Raw genomic sequence first — 14863 nt, forward strand, 5'->3', positions numbered from 1 at the left:
CAGTGATTTACCTTGTCAGTTTGTTGATATTTTCCAGCGTGATCATTATCCTTGTGTTTGTGCTTTTATTTGTGGAAGCCAAAGTCACCACCCAGGGCAGCCACACCATTACCATCAACGACAGCAAAGACGATGCCCTCACGGTTTCCGGCAATCCCACGCTGTTGTCGGCCCTGTCACAAAATGACATTTTTCTGCCGTCCGCCTGCGGCGGGTCCGGGTCCTGTGCCATGTGCAAATGCAAGGTCACGGACGGCGGCGGTGCCATCCTGCCCACGGAACTGGCCCATTTGTCCCGAAAGGAAAAGCTGGAAGGGGTCCGGCTGTCCTGCCAGCTCAAGGTCAAACAGGACATGGCCATCCAGGTACCGGAATCCATCTTCGGCATCAAAAAGGTCAACGCCGTTGTGGTGTCCAATGACAATGTCTCCACCTTTATCAAAGAGCTGGTGCTGGAACCGGAAGAACCCATTGAATTTGAAGCCGGGGCCTATATCCAGCTCGATGTGCCGGAATACGAGCTGACCTTCAAGGATTTCCAGATTGACAGCAAATATGTGAGTGAATGGAAAAAATACAATCTGTTCGATCTGGCAGCCAAAGGGATCAAGCCGGGGTTCCGGGCCTATTCCATGGCCAATCCCCCCCATGAAAAAGATATTATCAAACTCAATGTGCGCATTGCCACGCCCCCGCCGGGCACGGAAAGCATTCCGCCCGGATTCGGGTCCTCATTCATATTCGGGCTCAACCCCGGAGACAAGGTGCAGATCAGCGGCCCCTATGGCGATTTCATGGCCAAAGACACGGACAAAGAGATGTGCTTTATCGGCGGCGGGGCCGGCATGGCGCCGTTGCGCAGCCATATTCTCCACCAGCTGGAAGGGATCGACAGCGGACGCAAAATCACCTTCTGGTACGGGGCCAGATCCGTCAAGGAGATGTTCTATCACGAGGAGTTCCTGGATCTTGAAAAACGGTTTGATAATTTCACCTATCATGTGGCCCTGTCCAGCCCGGAAAAAGAAGACAACTGGACCGGGCCCACGGGATTTGTCCATGTCCATCTCATCGATTCTTATCTCAAAGACCATGAGGACCCCACGGAAATCGAATACTACCTGTGCGGCCCGCCGCCCATGATCGATGCGGTCATTGAATCCCTGTACGATCTGGGCGTGGAGGATGACATGATTTTTTTCGACAAGTTCAGCTGATGGACAATATCACGTTTCTGGGGAAACAATTGAAAAATCCCCTGGTCCTGGCCTCGGGCATTCTGGGCAATAATGCAAAAATTCTGGAACGGGTTCACCAGGCCGGGTGTGGGCTGGTGACCCTGAAATCCATCGGTCCGGCCCCCAGAGACGGGCACAAGAACCCCACGGTCATTGACTTAGGCGGCGGCATGATCAATGCCGTGGGACTGCCCACCCCGGGATATGATCACATGGATGCGGAATGGCAGGCCCTGGCAAACCGGGATTTTCCTGTCAATGCCAGTATTTATGGCGGGTCCGTGGCAGAGTTTGTCAAAGTGGCGCAATTCGTGTCCGACCAGGGACCGGATTTCATTGAAATCAATATCTCCTGCCCCAATTCCGATCTTCACGGCATGCTGTTCGGTGTGGATGAAAAAGCAGCTTTTGCCGTTACAAATGCCGTCAAAAACGTGATTGCTGTTCCCTTGATCGCCAAACTCACCCCGGCGGCCCCGGATATCGGGAAAATCGCCAAAGTGTGCGAGGATGCGGGCGCCGATGCCATCTGCGCCATCAACACGGCCGGACCGGGCATGGTCATTGACATCGAGGCAAGAACGCCCGTGCTGGCATTCAAAAAAGGCGGGTTGTCCGGCCCCATGATCAAACCCGTTGCCGTGCGGTGCGTATATGACATTTACCGGGCCGTGTCCATCCCGATTATCGGCTTAGGCGGGGTCACCACGGGAGAAGATGCCGTGGAAATGTTCATGGCAGGCGCCACCCTGGTGGGCATGGGATCGGCCGTGCGGTACCGGGGCATTCACGTGTTCGAGCAGGTGAACCGGGAGCTGACCGACTGGCTGGCAGCCCATCATTGCACCCGGGATGACATTATCGGCGCGGCCCATGACCCCATTGCCGGCCCGGATTCAACTGCAAAAAAATCCAGGAAAACCCCATGATCCTTGATCAAAAGCCTGTCATACTCACTGTGGCGGAAAAAACCGTGCATAACGACGTTTATACCACCCTGTTTTTTGATTTTGCCATTGATTTCCGGCCCGGGCAGTTCGTCATGGTGTGGCTGCCGGGAATCGATGAAAAACCCTATAGTCTGTCGTACCACTCCCCCACCCGGTTCGGTATCACCATCGAAGCCAAAGGCCTGTTTTCCCGCCGGGCCGCTGATCTGAGTCCCGGGGATTTTGTGGGCATCAGAGGGCCGTTCGGCAACGGGTTTGATATCATTTCCTCCCCCCATACGGCCGTGGTGGCCGGCGGCTGCGGCATGGCCCCGTTAGCCCCCCTGGTGGAACGGCTGCACCCGGACCTGTTTTTCGTCCATGGCGCCAGAACCCATGAGTTTATCCTTTTTCCGGACCGGTTTGCCGCAAACCGCCATATTACCACGGATGACGGCAGCCTGGGCCACAAAGGAATGGTCACCGACCTTTTAGCCGCAGAGATCCGGCGCCGGGCTGATCAGGGCACCCCCCCGTTTGACCGGGTGTATGCCTGCGGCCCTGAGGTCATGATGCACGCCGTGTTCACCTTGTGTGACGTGCACGGCATCCCCTGCCAAGTGTCTCTGGAACGGTATATGCGGTGCGGGTTCGGGGTGTGCGGTGCCTGTGTGTGCAGCGATCAGGTGGTATGCAAAGACGGGCCCGTGTTTGACTCCAAACAACTGAAAAAAATGCCGGATTTCAACCGCACGGCCCTGCTTAAATCCGGACATGCCGTGCCCTTGTCCGAGTATGTTTCCTGGCGCTGCCTGTAACGGCTTTTGTAATGCGCGTTTAAAACAACCTTGATACCCCAGAGGATCCAAAAAACCCATGACCGACAAAGAATCTTTCATCCGCTTTCTGGTTGAGTGCAACGCCCTGAAATTCGGAGAATTTCAACTGAAGAGCGGCCGTATCGCCCCCTATTTCATCAACACGGGCATGTTTGACACGGGCAGAAAAATCACCCACCTGGGAACCCACTACGCCAAAGCCGTGCACCGGTATTTCAGCACCGGATTTGACGGCATTTACGGCCCGGCCTACAAAGGCATCCCCTTGTGTGTATCCACGGCCATGGCCCTGGCGGATATGGGCCATGACACGGGATATGTGTTCAACCGCAAGGAAGCCAAAACCTATGCCGACAAAAGCAGCACCGTGGGCATGGCCCTGGACGGGGATACCCGGCTCATCCTGGTGGATGATGTCATCACCTCGGGCAAGGCCATCAGAGAATCCCTGGAGGTCCTGAAAACCAGCGGCAATCCGAAGGTCAAAGGCATTGTCATCAGCGTGGACCGCCAGGAAAAAGGCACCACTGAAAAAAACGCCCTGACCGAGGTGGCACAAACCCTGGGGATACCCATTTTTGCCATCGTCACCCTGGCCGATATCACCGCATTTCTGCACAACCAAGAAATCAACGGCCAGGTGATCCTGGATGATGCCATGATGGAAAAAATCAAAACTTATCTGGCGCAATACGGCAGCGCCTGATCCATATGAAGCCCCCCAGGGAAGGCAAATCACACATGATTGAGCGGATGGTTTCTGTTTTCAAATTTGTTTTCCAGCAGGAAATGTCAAAAACTGAATTGACAATGTTATCAAAGATGTTAACATAAAGTTCATGGCATGGGAGATTGAATTTTATAGCGAAAAGGTAGAATCAGAAACGCTTTCGCTGCCGGCAGGGATTAAATCCAATCTCATCTATATTTTGGATTTGATTAAGGAAATCGGGCCAAATTTAGGCAGGCCCCACACTGCATCCATAAGGGATGGATTGTTTGAAATCAGATCCAAGGGAAAAGAGGGCGTGGCCAGATCTTTTTTTTGCACCATCAAGGGTGAAACGGTTGTAATTCTCCATTCAATCATTAAAAAAAGCACGAAGATTCCCAAAAAAGATATTGCCCTGGCCATAAAGAGAATGAAAGAGGTAAAAAATGGGTAGACCGAATTTCGAACATTTTAAAAAAGAGGCGCTCAAGGACCCTGAAACCAGGGCGGAATACGAAAGGCTTGCACCGGTTTGGGATTTGAGAAAAAAAATGATTACGCTTCGGCTTGAAAAAGGCATGACGCAAGCTGAGGTTGCCAAAAAAATGGGAACCAATAAAAGCAGCATTTCCAGATTGGAAAGCGGGGAAACGGTGTCTTTTCCCACGTTGGCGACGTTGTCTAAATATGCGAAAGCGTTGGATTGCAGGATAAAAGTTGACTTTGAATCCATATGAAGCACCGTGGGGAAGGCAAATCACACATGATTGACCGGTTGACCCATATCTATCAGCTGTATGACCGGATCATGGAATCCACGGCCCGGGCATGCGGCCCGGGATGTGCCGGCTGCTGCACCTGCAATGTGACCCTGACACGCCTTGAAGCCCGGTTGATGACCAACCGCCTGCCTTCATCCCGGCGCCGGTCGATTTACGCAGCAGTCACACAAAGATTTCCGGAAAACCGGTATATTCCCAAAACAAGCACCAACGGGTTTGCCCGGTTGTGCATGGAAGATGCCGACCTGCCGGAAGAGGAAAACGATCCCGCATGGGGCAGATGCCCGCTGCTGGAAAATGATTTGTGCACAGGTTATGATGTCCGGCCCTTCGGGTGCCGGGCCATGGTCTCGGAAACCGATTGCAGGGACACGGGCTGCGCACAGATGCCCTCCTGGATACTGACGGTGAACAATGTGTTTTTACAGGCCATCGAGCACCTGGACCCGGACGGATATTCGGGCAATCTGTCGGACATGCTGCACCGGGCCTTGTCCGGCAATGATGTGACCGGTCAGGATATTCAGAATCATGATCTGAAAAACCACAAATTGTTCGTTAAAAACGAACCCATCACCTGTCTGATGATCCCGCCGGAACACCGGGAGCAAATGGCACCCATTGTCAGGGATCTGTCAGAGCTGATCAACACCGGCCTTGAACGGAATCAGGGTCAGGGTCAAGGCAACGACCGGTAATGCAATTCCTGCCGCATCTTGATAATCATACCGCAACCGCGTACCGTCATCCCATGAAAAAATGGTTTTCAATGCTCTTGGTTTTGCTGCTGTTTTGCCTGGCTGGTGCCGGGTGTGCCGTGAGACAACCGGCACGGGTTGCGGATATCCGGATGCTGCCCCAGGATGCCGGGGTGTATCTGGCGCACATCAAGGGCCCGATCTTTGATCCGGCCCGCCAGGCAGCGTATTTTCAACAATTCAAAGACCGGTTTTTCAGGCCCTGGCACCGGACCGATCCGAAGCATTCTGCTGAAATCGTTTTTTCCGGATTGAAAAAATACCGGTTAAAAAGTCTATATGGCGAAAACAACCTGCCCCTTTCCCCGGATTTTCTGGATTCAATGGCCCGGCAGTCTCAACCCGATATTTATCCTTTGCGCCACCAGCCGGCCATCACCGTGACTCACGCCGCCATCCGGGTATTTCCCACCCACAAACCCGTGTTTTTCGGACCCTTGCACCCGGGTCGCGGATTTCCCTTTGATATGATGCAGAATTCTCTGGTACCGGCCGGCACCCCCGTGCTGGTCACCCATGAAAGCAAAGACAGACTCTGGGCCCTGGTGGAAACCGACTGGGTGGCCGGATGGGTGCGGTACCAGGAGATCGCGGCCGTGGATGCGGCAGTCATGGCGGACTATTCCGCCCATCCTCTGGCAGGGTTCCGGGCCGACCAGGTCCCCGTGATTCCAGAGCACAGCCCCCCGGTTTTCTCCGGCCGGGTGGGTATGGCCCTGCCCATGAAGGAACCGGCATCTGATACCGGGTTTGTCACGGTGCTGGCCCCGGCACGAAACCATCTGGGAAATACGGAACTTGTGGAGGCCAGGGTACGGGATCATGGGATCCAGCGACTCCCGTTTCCTGCCACCCCTGATAATTTCGCCGAAATCCTGAATGCGTTGATGGGACAGACCTATGGCTGGGGCGGGCTGTATGAAAACCGGGACTGCTCCGCCCTGATCCAGGATGTGTTTGCCGGTTTCGGCCTTCCTTTGCCCAGAAACTCCAAAGACCAGGCCGACTTCGGCGAAACTATTTCCCTGGAAGGACTGTCCGGCCCGGAAAAACAATCCCTGATCCGGACCCAAGGGGTTCCGCTGCAAACCCTTTTATACATGCCCGGTCACATCATGCTCTACCAGGGAGTGGATCCGGCATCGGATCAACCCGTGATCTGCCATGCCATGTGGGGTATCACCACAAGGCCGCCATTCAGCACCCGGTCCGGCCGCCTTGTGGTGGGCCGCACCGTGATCACCACCCTGGAACCGGGCAAAGAGCAGTTCCCTCGGGTCCAGCCCCAAGACCTGCTGGTTGAAAAACTGACCCGGATGGTATTGCTGAATTGAAAATCATTACTACAAACACGGTAAAAACAGACGATACATGACCGAGATGCCGTGTTCCTTTGCTGACATATAAAAACTTTTCCGGTCGTTTGTTCATTCAATATTGCAGATCTCAGGTTGCGGTGTTATCTTTGGGAAAAAATACGGAAATCATCCGTACAAATGGGAGGGCATTATGACAACCGCACGTTTGGATATAAGACTTGATGAAGACATTAAAGTTAGAGCGGAAAAAGCAACAGCGCTTTTAGGCTTGAAAAGTCTCACGGAATATGTGGTCAGATTAATGGATGAGAATTCAACCCGGATCATTGCACAACATGAGACCATGGTTGTTGACGATGATATTTTTGACCGGTTCATCTCAGCTTGTGAAAAGGCAAAAGACCCCAATGATGCTTTAATCGAAGCCAATCGGTTTACTGAAGAAAACGGGCTTTAAATGGAATGGACCAGACATTTCATTGAGCTGAATAAATCCATTCATGATCGGACCTCTTTTGATTGTGGAGAGCCGGAACTCAATGCGTTTTTTCAAAACCGGGCGGTAAAACATATGAAAACGGGCATCAGCCGGACCATGGTTTTGCCGGCAACCGTTTCATTATCGAATCAGAAATTCCCAATTTGCGCATTTTACAGCGTGACACCCGGAGCTGTATGCCGTGACCATTTTCCTGTGAATCTGGCAAAAAAATTACCACGCTACCCTGTTCCCGTGTTTATATTGGCTCAGCTTGCCGTTCACACGGAGTGCCATGGCCGTGGTCTGGGTAAGGTTACTTTGATAAAGGCCCTGTCGTACCTGCGGGAAGTCAACACATTTATGCCGGCCTATGCAGTCGCAGTTGACTGTCTGACTGATGCCGCTCAAAGTTTTTATGCAAAATACGGCTTTGAGATATTGTGTGAACACAATGGCCGCATTCGAATGTTTCTGCCGATGAAGACGATAGACCGATTATTCAAAAAACCATAAACATCCTGCATCTGAAAAGAATAGTTTTCGGTTCCGCATCTTCATGCACTGGTTGAAATCAAACGCCCGGATGTTGTGGTATCGCCCGGAAGAAAAAAAATGTGATAGAACGGTTTGAGATCGAACAGCGGCATGGGTGGACAGCAGTATACTATTCGTCACTTTGTTCCGCCTGCCTGTTCTGGTCGATGGCGGATCACCCGCTGTGGTGTAACAAAAATTCCGGTGACAGGTCTTCTCCTTCAGGCCAGAAAATGCCGCCGAGTTCGTCGACGGCGACCTGATTGGCCAATATCCATTCCCTGATTTTCATCTCCTGCCTGGGCGGCATCATGTTCCATCCTGCGCTTTTTGTTGATACATCCATTGAAAACTGAGATCAGATTATCACGATTTGATTTAAAATTAAACGCTTTTGCGTTTCTCTTCGCCATTGAAATACTTCGATACGATCAGATGAGTGATTGCATTCTCATACTGGGGAACCTGTGGTATAATCGTTTCATGAATCCCATCTGAAACAAAAAGGAGGTCCCCATGCACCTTGAACCGCTTGACCCTTACCGGTGGCAGATTCCCAAAACCGGACAGATGCGGGTGCCGGGCATCATCTATTCATCGGAAGCCGGCATAAACGCGTTACTCCGGGACGGCAGCCTCCAGCAGGTGGCCAATGTGGCGACCCTGCCCGGGATTGTCACAGCAGCCATGGCCATGCCCGACATTCATCTGGGGTATGGATTTCCCATCGGCGGGGTGGCGGCGTTTGACTGGGACACCGGGGTGATCTCCCCGGGGGGTGTGGGGTATGACATCAACTGCGGGGTACGCCTGGCCACCACCGCCTTGACCGAAGACGAGGTCCGGCCCCATCTGGAGCCCCTGGCCAACCGTCTGTTCCAGGCCGTGCCGTCCGGGGTGGGGTCCACAGGATCGGTCCGGCTGTCCGTCCGGGACCTGAAACAGGTGCTGACCCAGGGCAGCGCCTGGGCCGTGGCCCGGGGATTCGGCCAAGACAGCGATATCGAATACACCGAAGAAAACGGGTGCCTGGCCCAGGCCGATCCCGGGGTATTGAGCGACAGGGCTTTGGAACGGGGCAGAAACCAGCTGGGCACCCTGGGCTCGGGCAACCATTTTCTGGAAATCGGGGTGGTGGAAGAGATTTTTGATGCACACACCGCCCGGGTATTCGGGTTGGTGCCCGGCCAGGTGACCGTGATGCTGCATTCCGGATCCCGGGGCCTGGGATACCAGGTGTGTGACGATCACCTGGCAGCCATGAAAAAAAGCGTGGCAAAGCTGGGGCTGACCCTGCCTGACCGTCAGCTGGCCTGCGCCATGATCCAGTCCGAAGAAGGGCAGGCCTATCTGTCGGCCATGGCCTGTGCCGCCAATTATGCCTGGGCCAACCGCCAGATCATGCTGCACACAGCGAGGCAGACATTCATGGAAACCCTGTCCATCAGCCCCAACAGCCTGCGTATGAACCTGCTCTATGATGTGTGCCACAACATTGCCAAAAAAGAGACCCATCAGGTGGATGGAAAAAACCAGACCGTGTGTGTGGTGCGCAAAGGCGCCACCCGGGCGTTCGGTCCCGGCCATCCCGACATTCCGGACCGGTTCCGGGCCGTGGGCCAGCCTATTCTCACCCCCGGAGACATGGGCCGGGCCTCTTATGTGTTGTGCGGCACAGACACGGCCATGGACCAGACCTTCGGGTCCACCTGCCACGGGGCCGGACGTCTTTTGAGCCGGAAAGCCGCCAAAAAAGCGGGCAAAGGACGCTCCATCCAGCAGGAGCTGGCAAAAAAAGGCATTGTGGTGAAATACACGGGCCGGTTCACCATGACCGAAGAGATGCCGGAAGCTTACAAGGATGTGTCCGAGGTGGTGGGGGTGGTCCACGGGGCAGGAATCTCCAGGATGGTGGCCAGGTTGCGGCCCATGGCCGTGGTCAAGGGGTGACACAATTCTAACCCGATTCTGACGGGTTGCTCACACAATGATGCGATATTTTGACAGATTGATATTATTGATTATCCATGATATGTTTTACGAAATCCAACCCAAAGGAGTATTGCGAAATGGAAACAAGATATATCTGCACCTATGTGCATTGCAGCCATCCCGGCACCAACCGGTATGAAATGACTTTCAAGGCGGAATCCATCATGGATCAAAAAAACGTGGCCACCCCGTTCTGCCCTTTCTGCAAGAAAGAAATGCTGCTGGCACCGGCTGTCCCCAGCGACTGCGTTCACCAGACCACAGCTGACTGCCATGCGGCTGATTGATCATGGATTTTTTTCCCTCTTTTTTTCTTCCCCCTTCTTGCTGCATCCACCTCAGTAGAAGGGAAACAAGCCCGCATAAATATCCTTTAAAATCTGTTTGCCCGGTGCTATATTCAAATATGTCACTCTGATTTCAGGCGAGAATACCGCCTGAAATCAGACAAAAAAAAGGACGTTGAGCATGCATGATGACACCCCCATAGGGGAAATGATCCCCTTTACCATCACCCGCTACCGGAACAATGAACTGTCTGAGGAAGCTTCCCGTGTAGCGGCGGAAATCCCTTTGACCTTTCATGTCAACGGCCGGGAACTGGCCACGCTCATGTGCACCCCCTCCCATCTCAAAGCATTTGCCTGCGGATTTCTGGTCACCTCCGGATTCATCAAGTCTGCTGACGACATCACCTCTTTTTCTCTGGATGAAACCAAATGGCGGGCAGACATTAAAGTCAGGGACCTGGTGGATCCGGAGCTGCTGGGGCAACGGGTGTATACCTCAGGCTGCGGCAAAGGGGTGATGTACACCTCCATGATGGAGCTGTCCTCCCGCCATCCCATTCAAAGTGATGTCCAGATTCAGGGATCAGACATTATCGCCGTGATTCACTGGCTTCAGCACTGCTCGGACCTGCACCGGATCACGGGCGGGGTTCATTCCGCGTCCGCCAGTATCAAAGGGCAGATCCCGGATTTTTTTATCGACGATATCGGCCGGCACAATGCCGTGGACAAGGTGCTGGGCACGTTGCTGCTTGAAAAGACCGACTGTTCAAGGGTCATGCTGGCCTGCACCGGCCGGATCTCTTCTGAAATTGTTCACAAGGCCCGGCGCCTGGACATTCCGGTCCTGGCATCCAGAGGCGCTCCCACCCACCAGAGCATCCTGCTGGCAAAAGAAATGGGCATCACCCTGGTGGGATTTGTCAGACCTACCAATTTTGCCGTGTTTACCCATGCCCAAAGAATCCTAGAAAATGGAGACAAAAAATGACACCATCCCAAGACATTTTCACCACGGCCCTGGTCTATGAAAAAAAGATCCGGGATCTTTACCGGTCCGCCGTGGAAACCATTGACGATCCCCGGGGCAAAGAACTGTTCCAGGCCCTGGCCGATGATGAACAAAACCATGTGGCGTTTCTGGAGCACGGCCTGACCCTTTTAAGGGATGACAAAGACCAGGAACTGGAAAAACCCGGCACTTCGATTCCCTTTCCGGACCGGGATTTTGAAAAAATCAAGCAGATGGCCGACCAGATTCCTAAAGACATCCTGGGGGATCTGAAACGGGTGCTGAACGCGGCCTTGTCCCTGGAAGTGGAAACCAGCCGGTTTTACCGGGATGCCATTCAGAAAGTGGATCACGGGCCGGTCCGGGATATTCTGGAAAAATTCTATGACATTGAGCAGCGCCATGTGGAAGTGGTCCAGATCGAACTGGATTTCGCCTCCAACAACGGGTACTGGTTCAATTTCATGGAAACCGACATGGAAGACTGAATGCCCGCTGATCTGCTGACGTTTCTTTCGCCCGGCATGACCTGGAACATGCTGGTCGTGTATGGATTTCTGATAGGTGTCATTCTCCTGTTCGCGTTTGACCTGGTGCGGGTGGACATGGTAGGGCTGCTGGTCATGGTACTGCTGCCCCTGTCCGGTCTTGTCACCCCGGGTCAAGCCATTTCCGGGCTCAGCTCCAATGCCGTGGTATCCATCATTGCCGTCATGATTATCGGCCACGGCCTGGACAAGACCGGGGTGATGAACCAGGTGGCCGCACAGATCATCAAGCTGTCGGGGAAAAGCCGGAACCGGATGATGACCCTGGTGGCCGGCACCGTGGCCGTGATCTCCGGTTTCATGCAGAATATCGGGGCCGCGGCCCTGTTTCTGCCGGCCGTGAACCGCATGTGCCGGCAGCTGAACGTGCCCATCTCCCAGGTGCTCATTCCCATGGGATATGCCGCGGTCATCGGGGGATGCATCACCCTGGTGGGATCCAGTCCGTTGATCCTGCTCAATGACCTGGCCGGATCCTGGTGGCATGCCAACCCGGAGCTGGTGGCGCATCAGCCTTATTCCCCGTTTTCCCTGTTCTTTGTGGCCCCCATGGGCATCGCCCTGGTGGTGGCGGCCCTGGTGTATTTCATTTTTCTGGGGCGCTGGGTTTTACCCAGATCCGAACCCATGGCAGATGCCTGCAACCTGTTGAACCATGACCTGGAATGCACTTACGGCCGGGAGGTAAGCAAGGTGTTTGAACTGGCCGTGCCCGGCAATTTTTTCACCCGGCGCCTGGAGGAACTGGAACTGCGGCCGAAATACCATGCCACGGTGGTGTGCATTTCCAAGCGAAACGGCCGGTACCGGGTCACTGAACCCGGACGGGCCGATGTGATCGAACCCTTTGATGTGATAGGCATCGTGGCCAACGAAGAACACGCCCGGAATCTGGCAGATGATCTGGGGTGGACGTTGCGATCCGAACTCAACGACCTGTCCGGGGTGCTGTCCATGGACAATGCCGGCATCACCGAAGCCATTGTCACGCCGAGATCCGAACTGGTGGGAAAAACCTTTCACGAATACGGGTTTCGCAAAAAACTGCGGGTCAACCCCCTGGCTTTGTATCGTCAGAACCAGCTCATTCTGGAAAACATCTCTGAAATCAAAATCCAGCCCGGCGATGCCGTGCTCCTGCATGGGGAATGGGAAAAACTTCACCTGCTGAAGCAGAAACCCATCCTGGCTTTTACCGAACATCTGAAAGGGGAAATTCTGTATCCGGAAAACGCGCTCAGGGCCCTGAGCTGCCTGGTTCTGGCCCTGGTTCTGGCCCTGGGGTTCAATATCCAGCTGTCCATCTCCCTTTTGGCCGGGGCCGTGGGCATGGTGCTCACCCGGGTGATGACCCTGGACCAGGCTTACCGGAGTGTGGACTGGATGACGGTGTTTCTGCTGGCCGGGCTCATCCCCCTGGGCATTGCCTTTGAAAACACCGGAGCTGCCGGGTTTCTGGCCACCAGCCTGACCCATATGCTGCATGATTTTCTCACTCCCGTGACCTTGTTCCTGCTGGTAGGCGCTCTCACATCCGCCTTTACCCTGTTTGTGTCCAACATCGGGGCCACGGTGCTCATGATTCCTCTGGCCATGAACATGGCCGTGCAGTGCCAGGCGGATCCGAGAATGGCGGCCATGCTGGTGGCCATTGCCGCATCCAACACCTTTATCCTGCCCACCCATCAGGTCAACGCCCTGATCATGCGGCCCGGAGGCTATCGGGTCAAGGACTATGTCCGGGCCGGCACGGGCATGACCCTGATCTTCATGGCCGTGGTCATGATCATGTTCTGGGCCGTCTACGGCATGGCTGCCTGAATTGGCCGCCAGAAATCAGCTCCTTTACAAATGATTCCGGATGACTATTGTGAGTATCAGACCGGTTGTTGTTTATGACCTTAAACACTGTCAAAGGAGCGATCATGAAAGCATTGAAATTTTATTTTGAAAATACCAAAGGCACGGGCGTTCTGGCTACTGCAGACAGCAGCGGCAAAGTGGATGCCGCCATCTATTCCCGTCCCCATTTTCTGGAAGCAGATCAACTGGCCTTTATCATGAGGGACCGGCTCACCCATCAGAACCTGACCTCCAACCCGCACGCCACATTTCTGTTCATTGAAAACGGTCCGGGCTACAAAGGCAAACGTCTGTTTCTCAAAAAGGTCAAAGAAGAGGAAAATCCGGAACTGGTGGGAAAAATAAAGCGCCGCAGATACACGGATGACAAACAGGAGCCCCGGTTTCTGGTGTACTTTACCCTGGAAAAACAACTGCCGTTGATCGGTGACGGCACAGACTAACTGTCACCTTTTGTTACAAAATGATTTGTCCGGGAAATATTTTAAGAGACGGTCATAATATAAAATATTTCCCGGATTTTTTTTAAACATTACTCGATCAATCAGACATCTTTGGACACATCAATCTCGCATTGATTGTTGAGCCGGAGACGAAACACATACACGGCCAGAATCACAATCGGAATGACCACGGCAAATCCGACAATGGGTAAAATGGTGAGGCTGACAATCGTCATGGCAACGGCTGCTGCCACCAGAAATCCAACAAATAAGTACTGCATCATTTTTTGGGGAACACAGTTTCTTAATTCCATCGCGTCCTCCTTTCAAAATTAAAACCATCTGTTTCATTCAAACATCATGTCTGAATTGCAACCGGCTTGATACCAAAAACAATAATACATATATCGAAGAAAGCAACTGCGTTTGGACAAAATGACTTGACAATGAACAAATCTCTCACTAGAATGTGAATTGTGAATCACAATTCTGATTGGAGTCCATGATGTCCGCCCGGAAAACAGACACACAACAGCGCCAGGAACAGATCACCCAGGCCGCCCTTGACCTGATCAATGACCAGGGGGTTTCAGGGTTGAGCATTGCCGGCATTGCCCGGCGGGTGGGGATTGTACCCTCGGCGTTGTACCGGCATTTCGCCAGCAAGGATGCCGTGCTCGATGCCGTGCTGGACCTGATCCGGCAACGGCTCCTGGACAATGTGGCCCATGTCCGGGAGCAGACCGATGTTCCGCTGGAACAGCTTCGGCTGCTGTTGATCCGGCATGCCTTCCTCCTGGACGAAAATCGGGCCATTCCATCCGTGGTGTTCTCCGAAGCGGTCTATACTGGTGCTCCGGAACGGAAAAGCCGGGTGACAAGTATAATCACAGACTATTTAAAAGAGATTCAAGCCATCATCGCCTTAGGGCAGCAGGACGGTTCCATTCACAAAAAGATTGAACCAGCCACCGCTGCAGTCCTGTTTATGGGGATGATCCTGCCGGCAGCGATATTGTCGAATATTTCCGAAGGTCTTTTCGACATTACCGCTCATGTAAAAAATGTGTGGCCAGCTTTCGTCCGATCCGTCTCAACCAAAACTGAACAAGGACAGATATAA

Annotated in this window: 19 protein-coding genes; 17 read left to right on the forward strand and 2 right to left on the reverse strand. The window is 53.5% G+C overall.

The window, feature by feature from the left end:
* The first annotated feature begins 2 nt into the window (after nucleotides 1-2).
* From nqrF to DPO_RS22235, 10 genes are all read left to right on the forward strand, one after another.
* Nucleotides 3-1217 carry an NADH:ubiquinone reductase (Na(+)-transporting) subunit F gene (gene nqrF, locus DPO_RS22190; RefSeq protein ID WP_006968626.1) on the forward strand — a complete coding sequence of 405 codons (1215 nt, stop codon included), beginning with the start codon at nucleotides 3-5 and terminating at the stop codon, nucleotides 1215-1217.
* Nucleotides 1217-2167 (forward strand): dihydroorotate dehydrogenase, encoded by a 951-nt coding sequence (locus DPO_RS22195; RefSeq protein ID WP_006968627.1) that lies wholly within the window; start codon nucleotides 1217-1219, stop codon nucleotides 2165-2167. Before nqrF ends, DPO_RS22195 begins: the two co-directional genes overlap by 1 nt.
* Entirely contained in the window at nucleotides 2164-2985 is an 822-nt protein-coding gene (locus tag DPO_RS22200) for a dihydroorotate dehydrogenase electron transfer subunit (protein ID WP_006968628.1), read from the forward strand. The genes DPO_RS22195 and DPO_RS22200 overlap by 4 nt, the downstream gene beginning before the upstream one ends.
* A gap of 58 nt (nucleotides 2986-3043) precedes the next feature.
* Nucleotides 3044-3712, forward strand: a complete 669-nt coding sequence (pyrE, locus tag DPO_RS22205; protein ID WP_006968629.1) for an orotate phosphoribosyltransferase — start codon at nucleotides 3044-3046, stop codon at nucleotides 3710-3712.
* Between the two features lie 133 nt (nucleotides 3713-3845).
* Entirely contained in the window at nucleotides 3846-4172 is a 327-nt protein-coding gene (locus tag DPO_RS22210) for a type II toxin-antitoxin system RelE/ParE family toxin (protein WP_006968630.1), read from the forward strand.
* Complete coding sequence (locus DPO_RS22215) at nucleotides 4165-4455, forward strand: helix-turn-helix domain-containing protein (protein WP_006968631.1); 291 nt, start codon at nucleotides 4165-4167, stop codon at nucleotides 4453-4455. Before DPO_RS22210 ends, DPO_RS22215 begins: the two co-directional genes overlap by 8 nt.
* 26 nt (nucleotides 4456-4481) lie before the next feature.
* Nucleotides 4482-5198 carry a hypothetical protein gene (locus tag DPO_RS22220; RefSeq protein ID WP_152427790.1) on the forward strand — a complete coding sequence of 239 codons (717 nt, stop codon included), beginning with the start codon at nucleotides 4482-4484 and terminating at the stop codon, nucleotides 5196-5198.
* A gap of 71 nt (nucleotides 5199-5269) precedes the next feature.
* Nucleotides 5270-6592: an NlpC/P60 family N-terminal domain-containing protein gene (locus DPO_RS22225; protein WP_160166944.1), complete on the forward strand. Its 1323-nt coding sequence runs from the start codon at nucleotides 5270-5272 to the stop codon at nucleotides 6590-6592.
* Nucleotides 6593-6767: 175 nt separating this feature from the next.
* Nucleotides 6768-7034 carry a type II toxin-antitoxin system TacA family antitoxin gene (locus tag DPO_RS22230; protein ID WP_006968634.1) on the forward strand — a complete coding sequence of 89 codons (267 nt, stop codon included), beginning with the start codon at nucleotides 6768-6770 and terminating at the stop codon, nucleotides 7032-7034.
* Nucleotides 7035-7571, forward strand: coding sequence for a GNAT family N-acetyltransferase (locus tag DPO_RS22235; protein WP_006968635.1), 537 nt, complete (start codon nucleotides 7035-7037; stop codon nucleotides 7569-7571).
* 196 nt (nucleotides 7572-7767) lie between these two features.
* Here DPO_RS22235 and DPO_RS25385 read toward each other — a convergent pair whose 3' ends face one another.
* Nucleotides 7768-7905, reverse strand: coding sequence for a DUF2442 domain-containing protein (locus tag DPO_RS25385; protein WP_006968636.1), 138 nt, complete (start codon nucleotides 7903-7905; stop codon nucleotides 7768-7770).
* A gap of 203 nt (nucleotides 7906-8108) precedes the next feature.
* On the opposite strand from DPO_RS25385, the gene DPO_RS22240 reads away from it, so the two are divergent.
* From DPO_RS22240 to DPO_RS22265, 6 genes are all read left to right on the forward strand, one after another.
* Nucleotides 8109-9542, forward strand: coding sequence for an RtcB family protein (locus DPO_RS22240; protein ID WP_006968637.1), 1434 nt, complete (start codon nucleotides 8109-8111; stop codon nucleotides 9540-9542).
* A gap of 119 nt (nucleotides 9543-9661) precedes the next feature.
* The gene (locus DPO_RS22245) at nucleotides 9662-9871 is read left to right on the forward strand and encodes a hypothetical protein (RefSeq protein ID WP_006968638.1); all 210 of its coding nucleotides are present in this window, start codon (nucleotides 9662-9664) and stop codon (nucleotides 9869-9871) included.
* 181 nt (nucleotides 9872-10052) lie between these two features.
* A complete protein-coding gene (gene fdhD / locus DPO_RS22250; RefSeq protein ID WP_006968639.1) occupies nucleotides 10053-10865 on the forward strand; it encodes a formate dehydrogenase accessory sulfurtransferase FdhD in 813 nt (270 codons plus the stop codon).
* On the forward strand, nucleotides 10862-11374 hold the full coding sequence (locus tag DPO_RS22255; protein ID WP_006968640.1) for a ferritin family protein: 513 nt from the start codon (nucleotides 10862-10864) through the stop codon (nucleotides 11372-11374). The genes fdhD and DPO_RS22255 overlap by 4 nt, the downstream gene beginning before the upstream one ends.
* Nucleotides 11375-13255, forward strand: a complete 1881-nt coding sequence (locus DPO_RS22260; protein ID WP_006968641.1) for an SLC13 family permease — start codon at nucleotides 11375-11377, stop codon at nucleotides 13253-13255. It abuts the gene before it with no gap.
* A 104-nt stretch (nucleotides 13256-13359) separates the two neighbouring features.
* A complete protein-coding gene (locus DPO_RS22265; RefSeq protein WP_006968642.1) occupies nucleotides 13360-13740 on the forward strand; it encodes a pyridoxamine 5'-phosphate oxidase family protein in 381 nt (126 codons plus the stop codon).
* A gap of 101 nt (nucleotides 13741-13841) precedes the next feature.
* Here the strand turns inward: DPO_RS22265 and DPO_RS22270 are convergent, their stop codons facing one another.
* On the reverse strand, nucleotides 13842-14054 hold the full coding sequence (locus DPO_RS22270) for a hypothetical protein (protein WP_006968643.1): 213 nt from the start codon (nucleotides 14052-14054) through the stop codon (nucleotides 13842-13844).
* A 188-nt stretch (nucleotides 14055-14242) separates the two neighbouring features.
* Between DPO_RS22270 and DPO_RS22275 the strand changes: the two genes are divergently transcribed.
* The gene (locus tag DPO_RS22275; RefSeq protein WP_201765664.1) at nucleotides 14243-14863 is read left to right on the forward strand and encodes a TetR/AcrR family transcriptional regulator; all 621 of its coding nucleotides are present in this window, start codon (nucleotides 14243-14245) and stop codon (nucleotides 14861-14863) included.

The sequence above is a fragment of the Desulfotignum phosphitoxidans DSM 13687 genome (genome assembly GCF_000350545.1).
Taxonomy (GTDB): domain Bacteria; phylum Desulfobacterota; class Desulfobacteria; order Desulfobacterales; family Desulfobacteraceae; genus Desulfotignum; species Desulfotignum phosphitoxidans.